23 protein-coding genes are annotated in these 19,816 nt (G+C 43.0%); 14 read left to right on the top strand and 9 right to left on the bottom strand.

From position 1 onward, the window contains the following. Positions 1 to 3: 3 nt before the first annotated feature. A complete protein-coding gene (purE, locus tag GTK07_RS10385; RefSeq protein ID WP_163635173.1) occupies positions 4 to 495 on the bottom strand; it encodes a 5-(carboxyamino)imidazole ribonucleotide mutase in 492 nt (163 codons plus the stop codon). 1 nt (position 496) lies between these two features. Continuing rightward, a complete protein-coding gene (locus tag GTK07_RS10380; protein ID WP_163635172.1) occupies positions 497 to 1,651 on the bottom strand; it encodes a 5-(carboxyamino)imidazole ribonucleotide synthase in 1,155 nt (384 codons plus the stop codon). A gap of 118 nt (positions 1,652 to 1,769) precedes the next feature. On the opposite strand from GTK07_RS10380, the gene GTK07_RS10375 reads away from it, so the two are divergent. The 6 genes from GTK07_RS10375 to GTK07_RS10350 all read left to right on the top strand — a co-directional run bounded on the left by GTK07_RS10375 (position 1,770) and on the right by GTK07_RS10350 (position 6,803). After that, positions 1,770 to 2,879: an adenylate kinase gene (locus GTK07_RS10375; protein WP_163635171.1), complete on the top strand. Its 1,110-nt coding sequence runs from the start codon at positions 1,770 to 1,772 to the stop codon at positions 2,877 to 2,879. Positions 2,880 to 2,927: 48 nt separating this feature from the next. Further along, on the top strand, positions 2,928 to 3,929 hold the full coding sequence (obgE, locus tag GTK07_RS10370) for a GTPase ObgE (protein ID WP_163635170.1): 1,002 nt from the start codon (positions 2,928 to 2,930) through the stop codon (positions 3,927 to 3,929). Between the two features lie 64 nt (positions 3,930 to 3,993). Beyond that, the gene (locus GTK07_RS10365; protein ID WP_163635169.1) at positions 3,994 to 4,518 is read left to right on the top strand and encodes a DUF4136 domain-containing protein; all 525 of its coding nucleotides are present in this window, start codon (positions 3,994 to 3,996) and stop codon (positions 4,516 to 4,518) included. A 227-nt stretch (positions 4,519 to 4,745) separates the two neighbouring features. Beyond that, entirely contained in the window at positions 4,746 to 4,952 is a 207-nt protein-coding gene (locus GTK07_RS10360; protein ID WP_163635168.1) for a hypothetical protein, read from the top strand. 73 nt (positions 4,953 to 5,025) lie between these two features. After that, positions 5,026 to 6,084 carry a sensor histidine kinase gene (locus GTK07_RS10355; protein ID WP_163635167.1) on the top strand — a complete coding sequence of 353 codons (1,059 nt, stop codon included), beginning with the start codon at positions 5,026 to 5,028 and terminating at the stop codon, positions 6,082 to 6,084. Beyond that, positions 6,081 to 6,803, top strand: coding sequence for a LytR/AlgR family response regulator transcription factor (locus GTK07_RS10350; protein ID WP_163635166.1), 723 nt, complete (start codon positions 6,081 to 6,083; stop codon positions 6,801 to 6,803). The genes GTK07_RS10355 and GTK07_RS10350 overlap by 4 nt, the downstream gene beginning before the upstream one ends. 32 nt (positions 6,804 to 6,835) lie before the next feature. Here the strand turns inward: GTK07_RS10350 and GTK07_RS10345 are convergent, their stop codons facing one another. From GTK07_RS10345 to GTK07_RS10335, 3 genes are all read right to left on the bottom strand, one after another. Next, the gene (locus tag GTK07_RS10345) at positions 6,836 to 7,213 is read right to left on the bottom strand and encodes a DoxX family membrane protein (RefSeq protein WP_163635165.1); all 378 of its coding nucleotides are present in this window, start codon (positions 7,211 to 7,213) and stop codon (positions 6,836 to 6,838) included. A gap of 93 nt (positions 7,214 to 7,306) precedes the next feature. Then, positions 7,307 to 8,092, bottom strand: a complete 786-nt coding sequence (locus GTK07_RS10340; protein ID WP_163635164.1) for an SDR family oxidoreductase — start codon at positions 8,090 to 8,092, stop codon at positions 7,307 to 7,309. 1 nt (position 8,093) lies between these two features. Further along, complete coding sequence (locus GTK07_RS10335) at positions 8,094 to 8,405, bottom strand: cupin domain-containing protein (protein ID WP_163635163.1); 312 nt, start codon at positions 8,403 to 8,405, stop codon at positions 8,094 to 8,096. Between the two features lie 95 nt (positions 8,406 to 8,500). On the opposite strand from GTK07_RS10335, the gene GTK07_RS10330 reads away from it, so the two are divergent. Then, positions 8,501 to 9,853 carry a UDP-N-acetylmuramate--L-alanine ligase gene (locus GTK07_RS10330; protein ID WP_163635162.1) on the top strand — a complete coding sequence of 451 codons (1,353 nt, stop codon included), beginning with the start codon at positions 8,501 to 8,503 and terminating at the stop codon, positions 9,851 to 9,853. Here GTK07_RS10330 and GTK07_RS10325 read toward each other — a convergent pair. Beyond that, positions 9,850 to 10,302: a DUF1569 domain-containing protein gene (locus tag GTK07_RS10325; RefSeq protein WP_163635161.1), complete on the bottom strand. Its 453-nt coding sequence runs from the start codon at positions 10,300 to 10,302 to the stop codon at positions 9,850 to 9,852. The genes GTK07_RS10330 and GTK07_RS10325 overlap by 4 nt on opposite strands. Before the next feature lie 53 nt (positions 10,303 to 10,355). Between GTK07_RS10325 and radC the strand changes: the two genes are divergently transcribed. Genes radC through GTK07_RS10295 form a run of 6 tightly spaced genes read left to right on the top strand, consistent with a single transcriptional unit; the run spans position 10,356 to position 15,949 of the window. Beyond that, positions 10,356 to 11,054 (top strand): RadC family protein, encoded by a 699-nt coding sequence (gene radC, locus GTK07_RS10320; protein ID WP_163635160.1) that lies wholly within the window; start codon positions 10,356 to 10,358, stop codon positions 11,052 to 11,054. Positions 11,055 to 11,057: 3 nt separating this feature from the next. Next, positions 11,058 to 12,353, top strand: a complete 1,296-nt coding sequence (locus tag GTK07_RS10315; RefSeq protein WP_163635159.1) for a polysaccharide deacetylase family protein — start codon at positions 11,058 to 11,060, stop codon at positions 12,351 to 12,353. After that, on the top strand, positions 12,346 to 13,035 hold the full coding sequence (locus GTK07_RS10310) for a YjjG family noncanonical pyrimidine nucleotidase (protein ID WP_163635158.1): 690 nt from the start codon (positions 12,346 to 12,348) through the stop codon (positions 13,033 to 13,035). The genes GTK07_RS10315 and GTK07_RS10310 overlap by 8 nt, the downstream gene beginning before the upstream one ends. 53 nt (positions 13,036 to 13,088) lie before the next feature. Further along, positions 13,089 to 13,640: a hypothetical protein gene (locus GTK07_RS10305; RefSeq protein ID WP_163635157.1), complete on the top strand. Its 552-nt coding sequence runs from the start codon at positions 13,089 to 13,091 to the stop codon at positions 13,638 to 13,640. Next, complete coding sequence (locus GTK07_RS10300; protein WP_163635156.1) at positions 13,637 to 15,097, top strand: DUF5723 family protein; 1,461 nt, start codon at positions 13,637 to 13,639, stop codon at positions 15,095 to 15,097. The genes GTK07_RS10305 and GTK07_RS10300 overlap by 4 nt, the downstream gene beginning before the upstream one ends. Before the next feature lie 12 nt (positions 15,098 to 15,109). Then, complete coding sequence (locus GTK07_RS10295) at positions 15,110 to 15,949, top strand: hypothetical protein (protein ID WP_163635155.1); 840 nt, start codon at positions 15,110 to 15,112, stop codon at positions 15,947 to 15,949. On the opposite strand, the gene GTK07_RS10290 is transcribed toward GTK07_RS10295, so the two are convergent. Continuing rightward, a complete protein-coding gene (locus GTK07_RS10290; RefSeq protein WP_163635154.1) occupies positions 15,946 to 17,223 on the bottom strand; it encodes a replication-associated recombination protein A in 1,278 nt (425 codons plus the stop codon). The genes GTK07_RS10295 and GTK07_RS10290 overlap by 4 nt on opposite strands. 122 nt (positions 17,224 to 17,345) lie before the next feature. On the opposite strand from GTK07_RS10290, the gene GTK07_RS10285 reads away from it, so the two are divergent. Next, complete coding sequence (locus GTK07_RS10285) at positions 17,346 to 18,071, top strand: rhomboid family intramembrane serine protease (RefSeq protein ID WP_163635153.1); 726 nt, start codon at positions 17,346 to 17,348, stop codon at positions 18,069 to 18,071. On the opposite strand, the gene rlmB is transcribed toward GTK07_RS10285, so the two are convergent. Continuing rightward, positions 18,068 to 18,811 (bottom strand): 23S rRNA (guanosine(2251)-2'-O)-methyltransferase RlmB, encoded by a 744-nt coding sequence (gene rlmB / locus GTK07_RS10280; RefSeq protein WP_163635152.1) that lies wholly within the window; start codon positions 18,809 to 18,811, stop codon positions 18,068 to 18,070. The two genes, GTK07_RS10285 and rlmB, sit on opposite strands and share 4 nt — an antisense overlap. Positions 18,812 to 18,934: 123 nt before the next feature. Continuing rightward, on the bottom strand, positions 18,935 to 19,681 hold the full coding sequence (locus GTK07_RS10275) for a hypothetical protein (protein WP_163635151.1): 747 nt from the start codon (positions 19,679 to 19,681) through the stop codon (positions 18,935 to 18,937). Positions 19,682 to 19,816: the final 135 nt, after the last annotated feature.

Raw genomic sequence — 19,816 nt, 5'->3', positions numbered from 1 at the left:
ATATTAGGATTTTTTCCTGACCTCTTCTGCTCCTTTGATCACTTTTTCCTTCAGTGATTCTTTGTAGGCTTCCATTTTCGCCAAAACTTGGCTATCGGAACTGCCGATGATCTGTGCGGCCAAAATACCGGCATTTTTGGCACCGTTCAGTGCTACCGTAGCCACTGGTACTCCACCTGGCATCTGAAGTATGGATAGTACCGAATCCCATCCATCAATGGAATTACTGCTCTTTATGGGCACACCAATTACGGGTAGAGGTGACAAGGATGCGACCATCCCAGGTAGGTGAGCTGCACCGCCTGCTCCCGCTATGATTACGTTGTACCCATTTTTGTGGGCATTTTTGCCAAAATCGAACAGTTTTTCGGGGGTGCGGTGTGCGGAAACAATGTCCACGTCCACGGCAATCCCAAATTCTTTCAATATATCCAACGCGTCCTGCATAACTGGAAGGTCACTGGTGCTCCCCATGATCACGGCTACTTTGCTCATATTATTCACTTATCACTTTAATCGTTTCCTTTACTTTTTGTGCCACTTCACGGGCCCGGGCCATATCCTCGTCCACAATGGTGACATGTCCCATTTTTCGGAAAGGCCTGGTTTGTCTTTTTCCATAAATGTGTGGGGTAACCCCTTCCATTTTCAAGATCTGTTCCATGTTTTGGTACACCACATCACCGGTATGGCCTTCTGCTCCTACCAAGTTTACCATAACACCTGCCACCTTGCTATCGGTTTTGCCCAAAGGCAATCCCAAAATGGCACGAATATGTTGTTCAAACTGGTTGGTATAACTGGCTTCAATACTATAATGACCACTGTTATGCGGCCTTGGAGCCACTTCGTTCACTAAAATTTGATCGTCCTGGGTCTGGAACATTTCAACGGCCAAAAGACCGATTTGGTTCATGTGTTCCGAAACTTTCAAGGCTATTTCCTTTGCCTTTTCCGCCACTTTTGGGTCTATTCGGGCTGGGCAGATCACATATTCCACTTGATTGGCTTCGGGGTGGAATTCCATCTCCACCACTGGATAGGTAGCCACTTCACCTTTGGTGTTACGGGCCACGATCACCGCCAATTCGTTCTTAAAGTCGATCATGTGTTCCGCAATACATTCCACATTGGGTAGACCTTGTAAATCTTCTATTTTGCGGACCACTTTTACGCCTTGGCCATCGTACCCAAATTGCGCACTTTTCCAAACAAAGGGCAATTGCAATCCACCATTGTGAATGCTGTCCTCAATTTCTGAGGTATAGGCAAAGCGGGTAAAGGGAGCCGTGGGAATTTCATGATCCGTATAGAACAACTTTTGTGTGGCCTTGTTCTGTATGGTTCTAAGCGTTTTGGTGGGAGGGAATACCTTTTTGCCCCCATGCTCCAATTTTTCCAAGGCATCAAGGTTCACATTCTCAATTTCAATGGTGAGCACATCCACATCCTGTCCAAATTGGTATACTGCGTCGTAATCCATCAAACTGCCCTGAACAAATTCGTTGCATGCAATTTTACAGGGGGCATCTGCCGCCGCATCCATTACTTTGGTGTAAATGTCCCATTTACGGGTTTCGTAGAGCATCATCTTGCCCAATTGTCCTCCTCCTAAGATTCCCAGTTTAAAGTTGGATGAAAAAAATTGCATTGATCAGCGAATTGGAATGAAAGCAAAAATACATGAAATCCATGAAGGTATGAAAGATCTAAGGTTATACCACCTGTAAAAATGCTATCTTTGCCAACCTGACCATAACGAGAATACTGTGATCAAGCTTCACGATAAATTTTTTAAACCTTATCTTAAAGAGGAGCAGATCCTCAATGCCATTGCAAAAATGGCCAAGGACATCGCCAAGGATTATAAGGATGAGGTGCCTTTGTTCGTAGGGGTCCTCAATGGTGCCTTTATGTTCGTTTCCGATTTTTTGAAGGCCTACCAACATCCATGTGAAGTTTCCTTTGTGCGATTGAGTTCGTACCAGGGACTCACCTCCACAGGAATTGTGGAAACCTTATTGGATGTTCCTGAGGAAATGGAGGGAAAGAGCGTAATCATTTTGGAGGATGTTGTGGATACCGGCCGCACATTGAAGCAGTTGGTACACCTGTTCTCCAATACCAATGTAAAGGAATTCAAGATAGCTGCCCTGTTCTATAAATCGGAAGTGTATAATGGCGAGTATCCGATAGATTATATCGGATTGGACATCCCAGATAATTTTATCGTGGGATATGGACTGGATTACAACGAGTTGGGCAGGAACCTGAGGGAAGTTTACCAATTAAATCAAGCTAATATGATCAACATAGTGCTTTTTGGCAAGCCAGGGGCCGGAAAAGGTACCCAGGCCGGGTTTTTAAAAGAAAAGTATAATCTAAAACACATTTCTACTGGGGATGTTTTTCGCTATAACATCCAAAACGGTACAGATTTGGGCAAGTTGGCCAAATCTTATATCGATAGAGGAGATTTGGTTCCCGATGCGGTGACCATAGACATGCTGAAGGACGAAGTGGAGAAAAATCCGGATGCCGCTGGTTTTATTTTTGATGGATTTCCACGTACTGCTGCCCAGGCCGAAGCATTAGACAATTTTTTGGAATCCAAGAATATGAGGGTAGATGCCACTATTGCCTTGGAAGCCGATGATGATATTTTGGTGGCCCGTTTGCTGGAGCGCGGGAAGGTAAGCGGTCGTTCCGATGATCAGGACGAAAGTAAGATCCGTAACCGTTTTGACGAATACAACGAAAAGACGGCACCTCTTAAAGCCTACTACCAAAAGCAGGGCAAGTTCCATTCTGTGAACGGAATCGGGGAAATTGATGAGATCACCACTCGTTTGAGCCAGGTGATAGAATCTTTGGATTGATTTCTTATGGCCATTTAGGCCTTTTGCTTTTAAACTAAAACCGATAAGATGACCGAGGGCAATTTTGTGGATTATGTGAAGGTACATGTCTCTTCCGGTAACGGGGGCAAGGGCTCTGCGCACCTGCACCGTGAAAAATATGTGGCCAAGGGAGGTCCCGATGGTGGTGATGGCGGCCGTGGTGGCCACGTAATAGTACGGGGCAATAAAAACCTTTGGACGCTTTATCACTTCAAGTTCCAAAGGCATTTTAAGGCAGGCCATGGGGAACATGGAGGTAAAAGCCGAAGTACGGGTGCCGATGGTACCGATGTGTATATGGAAGTACCCTTGGGTACAGTGGTACGCGATACGGAAACCAATGATATCCTTTTTGAGATTACTGGGGACCAAGAGGAAAGGATTCTTTTGGAAGGTGGTATGGGTGGTCGTGGAAACTGGCATTTTAGGACCGCTACTAACCAAACCCCTCGTTATGCGCAACCTGGTATTCCTGGTCAGGACACCCAAGTAACTTTGGAATTGAAAGTTTTGGCCGATGTAGGACTTGTGGGATTCCCAAATGCTGGGAAATCTACCTTGCTTTCTGCCATGACCTCGGCAAAACCAAAGATTGCCGATTACGAGTTTACCACACTGAAACCCAATTTGGGCATTGTGGAATATCGCGATTTTCAAAGTTTTGTGATGGCCGATATCCCGGGCATCATTGAAGGGGCTGCCGAAGGCAAAGGTTTGGGCCACTATTTCTTACGTCATATTGAACGGAATGCCACCCTATTGTTTTTGATTCCTGCCGATAGCAAGGATATTAGTCAAGAATACAATATCCTTTTAGGAGAATTGGAGCGGTACAATCCGGAGTTATTGGATAAAAACCGATTCGTTGTGATCTCCAAATGTGATATGTTGGATGCTGAACTCATACAAGAAATGAGCGAGGATATGATGGAGGATTTTAAAGATGTTCCCTATATGTTCATCTCCTCAGTAAGTGGTTTGGGCATACAAACGTTGAAAGATAAACTGTGGGCACTGTTGAACGAATAAAGGCCCTTCTTTCCTTATCCAATCATTTAATTGTCTAATTTTAAGGGAATCAGATTTGCCATTTATGCGCTTTGTATATTCCTTTTTATTGGTTTTCCTGTTGCTCTCCTGTACTTCCGTAAGAGTGAATTATGACTATGACAAGGATATTGACTTGTCAAACTATACTACCTATAACTACTATTCCGATATGCATACCGGCCTCAGTCAATTGGATGAGAAACGTCTAATACGCATTTTGGATTCGACCATGTCAATAAGAGGCTACCGATTGGCCGAAGAGCCTGACTTCTTTGTGAATATCCTAAGTAATGAATTCCAAGGGGCCCCTAGCAGTTCTGTAGGAGTTGGTATCGGTGGAGGAGGACGTAACGTTGGCGGTGGCATATCCCTTGGGTTACCTGTTGGTAGTCCCGGTATCCAGAGGAACATTCAATTCGATTTTGTGGATGCCCAAAGGGATGCCCTGTTCTGGCAAGCCACCGCCCAGAGTGGTTATAGGGAGAATGCCTCGCCCAGTGTCAGGGAAAGCAATTTAAGGGCTTTGGTGAAAAAGGTGTTTTCCAAGTTCCCACCAAAAGCTAAATAGCAAAGATTCAGCTACATGTCCGAAATATTCATCATTTCTCATCTTTTACCGTTCAAGTAATCCTATTTACCATTGGTCATAATTCCGGTTTCAGGACAATTGACTTGTTTTACTTTAGCCAAACAATCACAAATCAAAAAGCCATGATCGTACTTGCAAAATTGATTATCGCCGTATTAGTAAGCATTCTGCTATAATCAGGCAGGCCATCTGTAAAACAAAAAGTCATGAAAAAACTTAGAACATCGCAAATAGTAATCATCGCCGTTGGTATCATAGGCGGTCTCATAGGTATCTTCGGAAAATTTGATGGATGGGATTACAATACCTATTTTCCATTTTTCTATTCTGGAATGACCATGGTTTGGATCTCCTTTTTGCCAAACAAAGGATGCTGTTGTAATCTTTTCAAAAGAAAAACAGCACAAAATTAGTAACCAACAGCAGAATGGGCAATAATTTGCCATTTGCGGTATTCCGTAAATTTGGACATATTGCCGGCGTTATATGGAACTAAGCGGAAAAAGAAGAACATATGCCTTTTGGATCCTCCAACTTATAGGTTGGGGATTTATCAATTCCATTGTGCTGCTCGTTCCGAAGGAAATCAGTGTGGAGCTTTCCATTTTCTCCTTTATTTTTGGCATGTTCATTGGGATAGCGGCCACCTCTATGTTAAGATGGTATTTAAAAAGGTTTGTATCCTTTGATGACTTCAAATGGATTGACCTAGGCAAGATTTTTATTGGTCTCTGCCTTACTGCCTTCATATTTGCTGGTTTGAACATTGCTTTTGGCTATCTCTATATAAAAATTGGATTTGTATTGACCGAGGCAGAAAAAGTAATGTTCAAAGGGTATAACAATCTTTTGATGCAGATTCTGAACTCGTTCTTTTTAGTGGGGGCTTGGATGGTTACTTATTTGGTAATCAAATTATTGCTTAAACTGAATCAAGAGCGTATCGAAAGATTGGAACTTAATACCAGCCTGAAACAGGCCCAATTGAATACCTTGAAAGGACAGATCAACCCCCATTTTATGTTCAATAGCCTGAACAACATCCGCGGGTTGATGTTGGAGGATGTGAACCGTTCCCGGGAAATGCTAACAAAGCTATCCGAGATTTTGAGGTACTCCCTGACCAAGAACAACGTAAACGATATTCCAGTTCGGGAAGAATTGGAGGTGGTCGATAATTATATAGACCTATCCAAGATTCAATTTGAGAATCGCTTGGATTTTATTAAACAAGTGGACCCTGAAACCTTGGATATGAAAATTCCACCCATGGTGATTCAATTGTTGATTGAAAATGCCGCAAAGCACGGTATTGCCAACCTAAAGAACGGGGGAAGAATTGTATTGACTATTCAACGGATGGATGATGGGCTGTTGATCGAGGTCAGGAACACTGGTAAGTTGAATATTTCCAAGGATTCCACGCAATTGGGGTTGCAAAACATCAAACAGCGCTTAAAATTGTTATATGCCGACAAGGCATCCTTTACCTTGGAGGAGATTTCCGATGAAGTGATGGCCAAAATCATAATTCCCATGTCATGAAGATAAGAGCGGTCATAGTGGAAGATTCCCGTTTGGCAAGAAATGAATTGAAGGAACTCATCAAGCTGCATGAGGACCTTGACCTTATTGGTGAGGCCAAAAATGTGGACGATGGTGTGGAACTGATCCATTTGGAAAGGCCCGACCTCTTGTTTTTGGACATCAACATGCCCGAAAAAGATGGATTTGAGCTCCTCGAGATGTTGGATGAAGTGCCCATAACGGTATTTACCACCGCCTATGATGAGTACGCCATAAAGTCGTTCGAGTACAATGCGCTCGATTATCTTTTAAAACCTGTTAGTGAAAAACGCTTCGGTATTGCTTTGGAAAAAGTAAGGGCCAAATTGGAAACCAGGAACAACCAAACTCAGGCAAAAAAACTGACAGAAGGCAGCCAAATTTTCATTAAGGATGGGGAATCGTGCTGGTTGGTAAAAGTAGGGGACATTGCCTTGTTCGAGATTGTTGGAAATTACACCAGGGTCTATTTTGCCAGCGAAAAACCGCTCTTATACAAATCGCTCAATCAAATTGAGGAAAAACTTCCGGATGAATCGTTCTTTCGTGCCAATCGGCAACAAATTGTCAACACGAATTTTGTTGAGGGCGTAGTTCCCTGGTTCAATGGCAAGTTGAAATTGACCTTGACGAATGGGGAAGAGGTTGAAGTTTCCCGGAGACAATCCTACATCTTTAAAGACCGGATGAGTTTATAAAAAAGGCCTTCTTAAGAAGGCCTTTTTAAATATTATGCACGGAGGATATCCTTGTATCGATCTTTGTAGCCCACAAGGACCACTATGTTCAAGATCAAAAGGGCCAAGGCGGGAGCTATGGTGTCCGGTGCCATGGTTATATGGAAGAGTACGGCGCAGACCGATACACTCATCAGGATCAAGGCCATTAGTGCTCCATATTTGTTAAGGATAAAGGCAATTCCTGAAACAACTTCCACCAATCCTACCAAAAGCAAGGTTTTGGATGTGGTAAGCGCTGTAAAATAAGTCATCAAACCATCTGGCATTTCTTCTGGGGCAGGGAGAAAGGGGTAAAGTTTGTTCGCCCCAAAAACGATGACAAAAAGCCCCAAAAGGATACGGGCAACCAAAAAAACTTTTGAATTCATAGGTGATTGTTTTGTGGATTAGACAATAAATGTACCTAAAAATCAAGCATCCTATAATTTTAAAACGACCTAATTTATTGAAAATGAAACATTTTAAAGTGATTTCAACAACCCGCCATCAATAGGAACGTTGGTTCCAGTGATAAATGCTGCTTGGTCCGAGGCCAAAAAAGCAACCAAATAACCGTACTCATCAGGTTTTCCAATTCGTTTCGTTGGAACTTGCTCCTCCATGTTGGCACGGACCTCATCTGGAGAGATTGCGAGTTTTTCAGCTTTTTTGGAGTTGAGTTGTGCAATCCGGTCAGTATCAAAATAGCCAGTGAGGGTACTGTTCACTGTGATGCCATCTTTGGCAACATCATAGGCCAAACTCTTTGCCCAAGTAACTACAGCCGCCCGAATGGAATTGGATAATGCCAGGTAGTTCAGAGGTTCCTTAACAGAAATGGAGGCGATATTGATGATGCGCCCCCAATGTTGTTGTTGCATATGGGGAAGCGCCAGTTGAGTGGTTAATACAACGGATTTGAAAAGGAGATCGAACGCCTCTTGATAGTCGTCCACATTTTTTTCGAGGGCACCACCCGCTTGTGGTCCTTGGGTATTGTTCACCAAAATGTCCACGGTATTTTTTTTAAAATAGCTGGTCAGGGTTGTTTTGAAACTCTCAAAATCTGAAAAATCGACCACCAGATATTGATGTTGTTGGCCCTGTTCAGTGTCCAATTCCGAAACAATGGTCTTCATCCGCATTTCGTTTCTGGCCATAAGGGTCACTCTGGCACCACTGGCCGCTAATTGCCGGGCAATGGCCTCTCCGATTCCTTTGCTGCTGCCCCCCACAAGGGCATTTTTTCCTTTTAATGAAATGTTCATGTTATTTGTATTCTTCCCTTACAGGACTGAAAATATCCATTAATTTACAGGCAGTGATGGCCTTTCCACTATGAGGGGCATTGGATGGGATGATAACGACATCACCTGGACCATAAGTTTTTGTCACTCCGTCCAGGGTGAATTCAAAAGTGCCTTCCACCACATGCATGATCTGTTCGTGTATATGATGGTGTTCAGGAACTTTGGCACCAAGCTCCACCTCCCAGAACGCCCAGCTCATTTGTTCACCATGTACCAATTTTCCATGATAGCCCGGCATAATTTCCTTTGATTCGATTTCCGATAGGTTCATTGTTCTCAATTTTACCACCAAGATAAAAATTAATAGGGGTTTCATTGTTTGGTTTGGGTCAGGCAATGGCTATTTTTGAACCATATTCGAATTTGATGCACATACATTTTATTGCCATAGGGGGTAGTGCCATGCACAATTTGGCCCTTTCACTACAAAAAAAAGGATTTACGATCACAGGGAGTGATGACGTGATTTTTGAGCCTTCCAAAAGCAGGTTGGAGGCCAAAGGACTGTTACCGAGGGAATTTGGTTGGTTTCCCGAAAAAATAAGCAAAGGTTTGGATGCAGTGATCTTGGGCATGCATGCCAAAGCCGATAATCCGGAGTTGCTCAAGGCCCATCAATTGGGACTTAAAATCTATTCCTACCCTGAATTTTTATATGAGCGATCAAAATTCAAGACCCGGGTAGTGATTGCAGGAAGCCATGGGAAAACGACCATTACGTCCATGATCCTTCATGTGCTCAAGTACCATGGTATTGATGTGGATTACATGGTCGGTGCCCAATTGGACGGATATACAGACATGGTTCACCTAACGGATGAAAATGATTTTATGGTTTTGGAAGGGGATGAATACCTATCCTCCGCCATTGATCGTAGGCCCAAATTCCACTTATATCAGCCCAACATTGCATTATTGAGCGGTATCGCCTGGGATCATATCAATGTGTTCCCAACATTTGAAAGCTACGTGCAGCAATTCCGCATTTTTGTGGATAGTATAGTGAAAGGTGGAAGCATTACCTATTGTGAAGATGATCTAGAAGTGAAAAAACTGGTGGAGGCTACCGAAAACCCGATTCGAAAGTTTCCGTATTCGGTGCCTGCTTACCGAGTGGAAGATGGTGTGACCTTGCTCGAAACCGAAGAAGGTGAAATGCCTTTGGAAATTTTTGGCGAGCACAATTTGACCAATCTGGCCGGGGCCAAGTGGATCTGCCAACAAATGGGTGTGGACGAGGAGGATTTTTATGAGGCCATTTCCACGTTTAAGGGAGCCTCTAAACGGTTGGAGAAAGTTGCGGAAGGCAAAAATAGTGTTGCGTACAAGGATTTTGCCCATGCACCAAGTAAAGTCAGGGCAACAGTGAATGCCGTTAAAGAACAATACCCAAACCGAAACCTGTTGGCCTGTTTGGAGTTGCACACCTATAGCAGTTTAAATCCGGAATTTTTGGCGCAATACCGCCATACCTTGGATCAGGCAGATCAGGCAGTGGTATTTTACTCGTTGGATGCCTTGAAGATCAAGGGGCTGCATGAAGTAACCCCGCAACAAATTTTGGATGCCTTTGGTAGCCCCGACATTAAGGTTTTTACCGACGCAAAGGATTTTCAGGACTTTGTATATGCGCAACAGTTTGAAAATTCAACGCTGTTGTTGATGAGTTCAGGTAATTATGGCGGCCTTGATTTTGATAGATTGGCTGGGATGTTTTAAACCCCGAACTGCCGTAAGTGATGATCTAGATGTTTGTACTGCATCTGGCCCCATTGCTCCGGGGTGAAATATCCAAAAACGGGATGCGGGTCCCATTCGGTCTTGTCTTTTTCTTGGTGAAAGTCGTTGATCAACGCTACTAATTTATCCTTCTCCACTGAAAAATCCTTTTCCTCGACTACTTTTAGTCCTTTGGCCGTAGGAAGGTTGTGTCGCCAAGGCTTGTCGTTGTATAGGGTTTTTCTGAACATTTTGCCCATAAGTTTCAATAGGGGATTGGCGTTTTTATAGGTATTGGTCCTTCCCAACCCTATTTTGAGCGGAAATTGACAGTGGTGCAGCATTTGTCCCACCTTCATTTTGCCCCATTGCCCTTCCGATTTTGCCGTTAAAAGTTCTATCCTAGCTAGAATTTCAGCATGGGCAGCATCATTAAAAAGTGATTTCATGTGGAAGGGTTTATCCTGAAAAATACATAAAATTATTCTCCTATCTTTAGACCATGCAAGAAAAACCAGTTTCCTTTTCCATAAAAAATTGGGCAGATGATGACCGGCCAAGGGAAAAATTGGTGCAAAAGGGCAGTTCCATTTTGTCAGATGCAGAGCTAATAGCCATTTTGATAGGTTCGGGAAGCAGAAGTGAGAGTGCAGTAGAACTTTCCAAACGTATTTTGGCGTCGGTGGACCACAACCTGAACGAGCTTGGAAAACTTTCCGTGAACCAGTTGATGCGATTTAAGGGTATTGGCGAGGCCAAAGCGGTGACCATAGCCGCGGCACTGGAAATTGGAAGAAGGAGAAGGGCGGAGGATACCAAAAAGATTGCCAAGATAACCGGTAGCCATGATGTTTTTGAACTGTTGTATCCCATGATAGGGGAACTGCAGCATGAAGAATTCTGGATCATTTACCTGAACAATTCCAACAAGGTAGTGCACAAGGCACAGTTGAGCAAAGGCGGTATCACGGGAACTTTGGTAGATGTGAGATTGGTATTGAAACAAGCCCTTGAACTAGGCGCGGTGGGTATCATTTTGGCACACAACCACCCCTCGGGTACCCTAAAACCAAGTGCGGCGGACAAACAGATTACCCAAAAATTGAAAACTGCTTCCGAGGCTTTGGATATAAAGGTGCTGGACCATTTGATTATAGCCCAACACGATTATTTCAGTTTTGCGGACAAAGGAATATTATAGCCCATGCTGTTGATATTTACCCATAAGGTTACAAATAGGCTTACCTACACGGCCAAACAGATTTTTGAAAAAATTCTTGGTGTGGAGGTGACCTTTGCCACCAAGGTGGAGGATTTCATCAAGCATAATGGCCCTAAAATGACCTATTCCAAACAGCCCCTACAGAATGAATTCTTTATCCGTAGTAACGATCTTCTGTTCGAACAAGGAATCAATGATTTAGAGATAAAAGTTTCTGATTGGGGTGGTGTTCCCTGCTTTTTTTCGAGTGGGGAGAAAAGTTCAATACCGTATGATATTTTTTCGGCCAGTTTTTTTCTACTGAGTCGATACGAGGAATACCTGCCCCATGTAAAGGACAGTGTGGGACGGTTTCCTGTAAAGGAAAGCTTGGCCTATCAGTATAAGTTTTTGGAGTTGCCCGTTGTGGATCTTTGGGCCTACAAATTATTGGGGGCTCTAAAGGAACGTTTTCCCAAATTGGAACATCGGGAAAGGACGTACAATTTCACCTCCATCATCAATGTTACCACATCACATGCCTTTAAAATGAGGGGAGTGGCACGAACTTTAGGTGGATTGTTCCTTGACCTTGGCAATTTTAAGTTCGGTTATGTTTGGGACCGTATTTCGGTATTGTTGGGCCTAAAAAAAGATCCTTACGATAATTTTTATGAGTTGGTGGAAATACATAAGAAGTTTCCCATCAAGACCATGTTCTTTTTTCAGTTTGCTAAGCATTCGGCACATGACAAAAATGTCTCTCCGAACAACAATAAATTTCGATATCTCATCAAATCCATTGCCGATTACAGTATCGTATCCCTCAGCACCTCTTTTCTTTCCTCGACTGACAAGAATGTATTGAAAGAGGAAAAGAAACAATTGGCCAATCTTGTGCATAGACCCATCAACTATTCCAGATTAAGGTACAACAGGGTCAATGTGCCTGCCGCGTACCGAAATTTGGTTGAAACCGAGTTTACCGATGATTTTTCCATGGGCTATACCCACGAGATTGGTTTTAGGGCCGGAACCTGCACACCATTTCATTTTTATGATATCAATATGGAGGTAAGGCAACCGTTAAAAGTGCATCCCTTTGCATTGCATGATTATGCCTTGGTTAGTTTCAAGAATCCCTCGGAAGTGTTTGAGAAAATGGATAGGGTCTATCGTACGGTGAAACAGGTAAATGGAGATTTTGTCATGGTATTTTCCAACGAACTTTTGGGTGGAAAGCACAGGATGGACTGGATGGAACTGTATCAATCGTTCTTAAAGCGTTATTATGTTTGAACACGAGGTTACGGACATTTTTTTTGATCTTGACCATACCCTGTGGGATTTTGAAAAGAACTCTGCCCTTACCTTTGCCAAAATATTGGCAGAAAATAAGGTGGATGTTGATCTTGCTTCTTTCCAGGAAATCTATTCGCCGATCAATTTTCAGATGTGGGCCCTTTACCGCGAAAACAAGATCGGTAAATCGGAACTTCGGTACCAACGGTTGAGACAGACTTTTGATGCCCTTAATGCCCCTATATCCGACGAACTTATCAATATATTGGCCCATGAATATATTGAGCAGTTGTCCACATTTACCCATTTGCTGCCGAATGCAGTGGAAATCTTGGAATATCTATCGCCCAAATATAAGCTCCATATTATAACCAATGGGTTCCAAGAAGTACAGGAACGTAAACTAAAGGGAAGCAGCATCCATCATTATTTTGATCAGGTGGTAAATTCGGAGATGGCTGGGGTTAAAAAGCCTCATCCCCGCATTTTTGAACTCGCCTTGGAAAGGGCTCGGGTACAACCAAGGAACACGCTTATGATCGGGGACGATCTGGAAGCCGATATACAAGGGGCAAGGGCAATAGGGATGAAAGTGATCCATTACAATTCCAACAATGCCACAACCCATGAAATCTGCATCATGATTAACGATCTGATCGAAATAAAAAACATTTTATAGAGTTATAGTAACAGCGGTATACTCCGTTACGGACACTGGAAATGTTTTTGGCTATGAAAAGATCATTTTACCTACTCCTCTGCATCACTGCAGCGTTGTTGCTTTCCCAATCCTGCACAGAGCCCCAGGATTTTAGTCAGTTTGAAGACCTGAGCATTACCCCAACTTTGGCCACGGGCCTATTTTATATGGAATCCGACGAGGAAACCATCAATGAGGCCGGGTCCTTGGTTACCTTTTATTCGCAAACCGTAAATTTTGATGCTTTTAACGAACAATATGTAGCAGAACATTTGATTGAAGGTACCATCACTTACGAAATTGTGAATACCACGAGTAAGCAACTGCGTATCACGATCGAGTTTTTGGATGAAGCAGGAAACACTTTGGATGTCGAGCAATTTGATGTAGAGGCCGATCCATCGGGAACCAATATTTGGGAAGTGGCCTATGGTCCAGGGGGCAAAAGTTTGGATATTTTGGCCAATACCTCAAGCCTTCGAATCACTGCATTCAACTTTGGGGATGCTTCCAGTGTTTCTGCCCAAACGGAGCCAAAGATCAAATTTAAGTCTGCTGCCGAGTTTTTATTTAGGTTGAAATGAGGGGGCGGTTCTATTTTCTATACCTATTTCTATTCGGAAGTTCCGTTCTTTGTGCGCAGAACAAGGAACTGCTCTACGATTTTTATGAAATTCCACAGTCCTTGATGATCAACCCAGGGGTGAAGACCTCCGAAAAATGGCATGTGGGTATTCCGGTGATTTCCGGATTGTCCGTTCAAGGGGCCACAAGTGGTGTTACCGTGAACGACCTCTTTGCCAACGATGGAATTGATTTCACCACAAAGGTCCAAGAACGTGTTTTGGATGCGATGACCCGAAAGGACGATTTCAGTACCACCAGTCAAATTGAAGGAATTACGGTGGGTTTTAGGGGTAAAAATCGCCCTGATGACTATTACTCCTTCGGAATGTATGGAGAAACCGATATCATTGTTTATTGGCCAAGGGATTTGGCCCTTTTGGCTTTTGAAGGTAACGGTGGCAGCAATATTGGTAGAAGTTTTGATCTTGGCGATCTGAACCTTCGCGGTGAGATGATCAACGTGTTCCATTTTGGTATCAATAGAAAGATGACCGAATCCCTTACCGTTGGGGCCAGGGCCAAATTATATTCCAGTATTTTTCAATTTCAGTCCATAAAAAACTCAGGTAGTTTTAGGACCACGGTGGGGCAGGACAATATTTATGTGACCTCTATAGCTGCTGACATGCAATTGCAGACCGCTGGCGTAAAAGGTTTTTATGATATTGTTGAAGAGGATACCGGTACCACCAAAAAGGATGTGACGAGCCTTTTTACCAATCGCGTATTGTTGGGAGGCAATTTAGGACTTGGGTTCGATGCAGGTTTTAGTTATCAGTTAACCCCACAGACTACCATTACAGGGAGTATTTTGGATGTCGGTTTTATCTATAATAGCAAGGATGTTTGGAACTATAACCTCAATGGTAGCGCTGCTACCGAAGGTATTTCAGTATACTTGCCCGAGGATATTGATAATTTGAACAACGATCTTTGGCAAGAACTTATTGATGATATTGATGCAGCATTGCCACATGGCGAAAACCAACAGTCCTATATTTCCTTTAGGCCGGTTAAGGCATATGGGTCTATTCGTTACGATTTTGGCGAGGCGGGCGGCAACCCGTTCAACAATTGCGGATGTGGGGTGAACGAACAGGGAGGAGGTGGCAATCGGGACTACTATCCAAACAGTGTAGGGGGGCAGTTGTTCATGATGAAAAGGCCACGGGGGGTACAAGCGGCCTTGACCGGGTTTTATCAAAAAAGATTTGGCAGGGTGTTGGCATTGAAGACTACCTATACCATCGATAAATATTCCTTGACCAATATGGGCCTTGGGCTTAATCTTCAAGCAGGTCCCGTTAATTTTTATATCCTTGGGGACAACCTTTTGGGCTATTCCAACATAGCCGACAGCCATTATGCTTCTTTACAGTTCGGAATTAATATCATATCTTGGAACGATAATTGATTTATCTTCCTTATGAAGCTGAAAGTTGTATATATTTTGTTGTTTGCAGTGGGATTTAGCACTGCTATGAAGGCCCAATTGAACGATTACAAGTACATCATTGTGCCCAAAAGTTTTTCTATTTTCAAAAAGGAAAATGAATACCAGACCAGTACCTTGATCAAGCACTATTTTGTACAAAATGGTTTCAATGCGGTGTATGAGGATGAGCTTCCTGACGATTTGATTACCAATAGATGTTTGGGTCTTGAAGCCGATTTGATCAATAACTCTTCCTTGTTTACCACCAAGACGAGTATTGCCCTAAAGGATTGCCATAATGTGGAGGTCTTTCGGTCTTTGGAAGGTACGAGTAAGATAAAAGAATATGCTGGTGCCTACAAGGAAGCCATTCAACAAGCTTTTGTTTCGTTTGCAGGTTTGGATTATAGCTATCAACCCAAACAGACGGAAACACCAAAGGACCCTGTGGTTATTAGCTTTAAGGACGATGTAAAAACGGTTGTGGAAAAAGAGAAGGATAAAGTTGTGGAACAAAAGGCCACAACGGAAGAGCAAGTATACAAAAGTGTGGAGCCAAGACCTTCTAACTTTACCAAATCGTTGCCAACAGAAGGGGCCAAACCAGTTACCGTGGATCTTTTATATGCCCAACCCATTGAAAATGGGTATCAATTGGTAGACAGTACGCCGAAGGTAGTTCTAAAATTGGAGTCCACATCCATGGACAATGTTTTTTTGACCCAATTTGAAGGAAACAATGCTGTAGTGTTCAATAAGGATGGCAAGTGGATCTTGGAGTATCAGGAAAACGGGAACAAGCACCAAAAGGAGCTGAACATCAAGTTCTAATAATCGTATTTATCTTTCCAACGGATCTTTAAAAAATCTTTCATGGCCTTTTCCCTAGCGTTGTTTCCGGGATGATAAAAGGTGGTTCCTGCTATTTCCTCAGGTAAAAATTCTTGTTCGGCAAAATTGTTTTCATGGTTGTGGGCATAGTCGTAGCCTTGTCCGTATCCCAAATCTTTCATGAGTTTGGTGGGAGCATTTCTTATGGCCATTGGAACGGAAAGATCTCCGGTCTGCCTTACCACTTGTTGCGCTTCGTTAATGGCTATGTAACTTGAATTGCTTTTTGGTGAACTTGCCAGATAGGTGGCGCACTGACTTAGAATGATGCGTGCCTCGGGATGCCCAATGGTGTTCACGGCCTGGAAAGTGGTATTGGCCATCACTAATGCGGTCGGATTGGCATTTCCAATATCCTCCGAAGCCAGGATGACCATTCTTCGTGCAATGAATTTTACATCCTCACCACCTTCGATCATTCGGGCCAACCAATATACCGCGGCATTGGGATCGCTTCCCCGAATGGATTTGATGAAAGCAGAAATTATGTCGTAATGTTGCTCCCCGGTCTTATCGTACAAAACGGTGTTCTTTTGTACCTTGCCCATGACCAGATCATTGGTGATTGCAATAGAATTCCCAGGTTCGGAATTTACGATCAATTCAAAAATATTCAGCAATTTACGGCCATCTCCACCAGAAAGTCTCAACAAGGCTTCGGTTTCCAGCAGGTCGATTTTTTTGGATTTGAGGACACTGTCCGTTTTTATGGCACGTTCCAAAAGGGCAATTAGGTCCTCTTTTCCAAAAGGGTTAAGAATATAGACCTGGCAACGGGACAGCAATGCGGGAATCACTTCAAAACTTGGGTTTTCGGTTGTGGCTCCGATCAAGGTCACCCAACCTTTTTCCACGGCTCCCAATAGGGAATCTTGTTGTGACTTACTGAACCTGTGGATTTCATCAATAAAAAGGATGGGGTTTTTGGATGTGAAGAGTCCGCCACTTTGTTTGGCCTTATCAATCACTTCCCGAACGTCCTTAACCCCACTACTAATGGCACTCAGCGTATAAAAGGGGCGTTGGCTTTCTGTTGCAATGATATTGGCCAAAGTGGTTTTTCCCGTCCCGGGAGGACCCCATAAAATCAGGGAAGGGATCACACTGTTCTTGATCTGGTTGGTCAATGCGCCATGTTCGCCTACCAAATGTTGTTGACTGATGTAATCTGCCAAGGTTTTAGGCCGTATCCGTTCTGCCAAAGGTTCGTTCATGGTGATAAAAGTAAGACAAATTTAGAGGTGATGGTTGTTGTTATCGGCGCTAGATTTTAACCAAAACTGACAATTTGTGTAAATTGGATACTGTGGTAAGTTATTTGATTCTCGATTGAAGTATGAAGCCATCTGAACCTTTCAAAATCCCTATAAGTGTGGTATTGGTGCCGTTGGTGGCCATGTTATGCATTTGGTCGGTATATTGGTATGAAGTTGCTGCCGGGGTCAACCTGAACGATTATGGCATATATCCACGGAAAATGTGGGGTTTGAGGGGAGTGGCGCTGAGCCCGTTCATTCACGGGTCCGTGGAGCATCTTTATAACAATACCATACCGTTGGCCATTTTGCTGGCCTTCCTCTTTTATTTTTATGAAAAGGTAGCCCTAAAAGTCTTGGTTTATGGGGTGTTGCTATCCGGATTGCTAACTTGGACCATAGGAAGACCATCCTATCATATAGGGGCCAGTGGCGTTATCTATGTTTTGGCTAGCTTTATCTTTTTCAAAGGAATTCTGGCCAAATATTTCAGGTTGGTAGCACTTTCATTAGTAATAGTTTTTATTTATGGAAGTATGATCTGGTACATTTTTCCAGTGAGGGAGGAAATTTCATGGGAAGGGCATTTGGCAGGTTTTATAACCGGATTGATATTGGCCTTTTTGATAAAGACGGAAGTGCCCGAAGTCAGAAAGTACGATTGGGAAAGGGATGATTTCAAGGAGGAGGATGACCCTTTTCTGCAACACTTTGATGAGAACGGCAACTTTATAGAAAACAAAGAAATTCCGGAAGAACCACCAATCCAGATCAAGTATCATTTTAAGAAATCCGAGGAAGATTAAAGCTGTTTTAGACGTTGACGGACAACTTCATACAAGAAAACGCCACAGGCCACGGAAACATTTAAAGAACCTATGTTGCCCAATAAGGGAAGTTTGACTTGATGGTCTACCATTCCCAAGACAGAAGGGGAGATGCCCTTTTCCTCAGAGCCCATGATGATGGCCGTTGGCCGATCAAAAGCAATGGCATAGATGTCTTCATCGGCTTTTTCGGTAGCGGCAGTAATGGCAATACCTGAAGATTGAAGATAAAATAAAGCGTCCTTTAGATGGTCCACTTTTGCGATCGGTACGTTGAAAACGGCTCCAGCGGAAGTTTTGACAGTGTCATCGTTGATGGGGGCAGACCCATTTTTTGGCACGATGATTCCATGTACACCGCAACATTCGGCGGTGCGAATAATGGCGCCAAAATTGCGTACATCGGAAACTTGATCCAATAGCAGAAAGAACGGCGTTTCTTGTTCGGAAAGGACTTTTTCCACCATCGCTTCAAAATCTTGAAATTGAACAGGAGAAATTTGGGCCACAACACCTTGATGGTTGTTACGGGTCATCCTATTCAATTTTTCGATGGGAACATAGGAGGAGCTGAGTCCAGATTTACGGATAGTGCTCTCCAGCTCTTTGAAAAGATCGCCTTTCAACCCTTTTTGAATGAATATCTTGTTAATGGGCTGGTCGGCATGTATTGCCTCCAAAACGGCACGGATGCCATAAATGAGCTGGTTGTCTTTCATGGCACAAAAGTAAATAAAAAACCGCCAAGACAATTGACGGTTTTTATGATTACTGTTCTTTTCGATTTAGGATAAACCCATTGTTATTTTGGGATTTTGTCCTATTTGAGAACCGATGAATTTTTATTGTTGGGCGTCGATGAACTCAAACAATTTTATAAGATCGGCCTCTTCCTTCATATCAATTTTATTTTCCTTGATGTAGGTTTTGATCTTGGTCTTAACCGGCTCTTTGTACAACTTCAAAAGTTGGCCTTCCTTAAGTGGAATCTCGTCGATTCTGTTGACACCTTCTTTTTGGTAGTAATATTCGGTAAAGTGTGTAAACCTATTGGGCACCGCCTTAACAAAGGAGTTTTGTGCTCTTTGTCCTTCAGTGAACTTCACCTTGTCCCTTCTGTATAGATCAATGTTCTTTCCATCGAGCAACGTGGTCAAATATCCATTGGTGGTATTCCCTTTTTTGTCGATAAAAGTGGAAAAACCCATAGGTTTTCCATTAACCATTATTCTTATGGATTTGTCTTTCACGAGGCTGCTCACTTTTTCCTCGGGCAAAATGGTTTTTTTGATTTCTATCTCTTCATTGTAAGCATTGTACCTGTAGTAAAAAGATCCCATGCTTTCTTCATTATAAAATACCGGGGCCGTGGCAAAATTGTCGTCCGTGTAGGGTGATCCGGAAAATTCGTCTATCCCCGTCTTTTTGGCCAAACGGTCATATTGGTCGTCCATATCCCCAATGACACTTGCCACCATGGCGTTGGAAACTCCGGCACTGCCGCTGGCAACCTGTACTTGACCTGCGTATTGCGCAAAAGTGACATTGATTGCGAAGAGGGAAATAGAGAATAAAATAATCTTTTTCATGTGATTGCTGTTAACGTGTTGATTTACAAACGGCTTGTAAGTTATAAAAAATAGTTTGAGAATTTTCTTAATATATATCAAAAATAAGCCGTTTGTATTAAAAGGATACTTTTTATGGTGTGATATTATTTTGAT

The sequence above is a fragment of the Flagellimonas sediminis genome (assembly GCF_010500845.1).
GTDB classification, from domain to species: Bacteria; Bacteroidota; Bacteroidia; order Flavobacteriales; family Flavobacteriaceae; genus Flagellimonas; species Flagellimonas sediminis.
The sequence above is the reverse complement of the archived record's forward strand: the minus strand, read 5'-3'. Positions and strand labels throughout refer to the sequence as shown.

Bases quoted from the DNA above. Each gene is read 5' to 3' on its own strand.
- GTK07_RS10330 (WP_163635162.1), top strand. From the start codon at position 8,501: ATGCACATACATTTTATTGCCATAGGGGGTAGTGCCATGCACAATTTG.
- GTK07_RS10355 (WP_163635167.1), top strand. From the start codon at position 5,026: ATGGAACTAAGCGGAAAAAGAAGAACATATGCCTTTTGGATCCTCCAA.
- GTK07_RS10305 (WP_163635157.1), top strand. From the start codon at position 13,089: ATGAAAAGATCATTTTACCTACTCCTCTGCATCACTGCAGCGTTGTTG.
- radC (WP_163635160.1), top strand. From the start codon at position 10,356: ATGCAAGAAAAACCAGTTTCCTTTTCCATAAAAAATTGGGCAGATGAT.
- GTK07_RS10380 (WP_163635172.1), bottom strand. From the start codon at position 1,651: ATGCAATTTTTTTCATCCAACTTTAAACTGGGAATCTTAGGAGGAGGA.
- GTK07_RS10315 (WP_163635159.1), top strand. From the start codon at position 11,058: ATGCTGTTGATATTTACCCATAAGGTTACAAATAGGCTTACCTACACG.
- GTK07_RS10365 (WP_163635169.1), top strand. From the start codon at position 3,994: ATGCGCTTTGTATATTCCTTTTTATTGGTTTTCCTGTTGCTCTCCTGT.
- GTK07_RS10275 (WP_163635151.1), bottom strand. From the start codon at position 19,681: ATGAAAAAGATTATTTTATTCTCTATTTCCCTCTTCGCAATCAATGTC.
- GTK07_RS10300 (WP_163635156.1), top strand. From the start codon at position 13,637: ATGAGGGGGCGGTTCTATTTTCTATACCTATTTCTATTCGGAAGTTCC.
- GTK07_RS10335 (WP_163635163.1), bottom strand. From the start codon at position 8,405: ATGAACCTATCGGAAATCGAATCAAAGGAAATTATGCCGGGCTATCAT.
- obgE (WP_163635170.1), top strand. From the start codon at position 2,928: ATGACCGAGGGCAATTTTGTGGATTATGTGAAGGTACATGTCTCTTCC.
- GTK07_RS10350 (WP_163635166.1), top strand. From the start codon at position 6,081: ATGAAGATAAGAGCGGTCATAGTGGAAGATTCCCGTTTGGCAAGAAAT.
- GTK07_RS10285 (WP_163635153.1), top strand. From the start codon at position 17,346: ATGAAGCCATCTGAACCTTTCAAAATCCCTATAAGTGTGGTATTGGTG.
- GTK07_RS10295 (WP_163635155.1), top strand. From the start codon at position 15,110: ATGAAGCTGAAAGTTGTATATATTTTGTTGTTTGCAGTGGGATTTAGC.
- GTK07_RS10290 (WP_163635154.1), bottom strand. From the start codon at position 17,223: ATGAACGAACCTTTGGCAGAACGGATACGGCCTAAAACCTTGGCAGAT.
- GTK07_RS10345 (WP_163635165.1), bottom strand. From the start codon at position 7,213: ATGAATTCAAAAGTTTTTTTGGTTGCCCGTATCCTTTTGGGGCTTTTT.
- GTK07_RS10340 (WP_163635164.1), bottom strand. From the start codon at position 8,092: ATGAACATTTCATTAAAAGGAAAAAATGCCCTTGTGGGGGGCAGCAGC.
- GTK07_RS10325 (WP_163635161.1), bottom strand. From the start codon at position 10,302: ATGAAATCACTTTTTAATGATGCTGCCCATGCTGAAATTCTAGCTAGG.
- GTK07_RS10360 (WP_163635168.1), top strand. From the start codon at position 4,746: ATGAAAAAACTTAGAACATCGCAAATAGTAATCATCGCCGTTGGTATC.
- GTK07_RS10310 (WP_163635158.1), top strand. From the start codon at position 12,346: ATGTTTGAACACGAGGTTACGGACATTTTTTTTGATCTTGACCATACC.
- purE (WP_163635173.1), bottom strand. From the start codon at position 495: ATGAGCAAAGTAGCCGTGATCATGGGGAGCACCAGTGACCTTCCAGTT.
- rlmB (WP_163635152.1), bottom strand. From the start codon at position 18,811: ATGAAAGACAACCAGCTCATTTATGGCATCCGTGCCGTTTTGGAGGCA.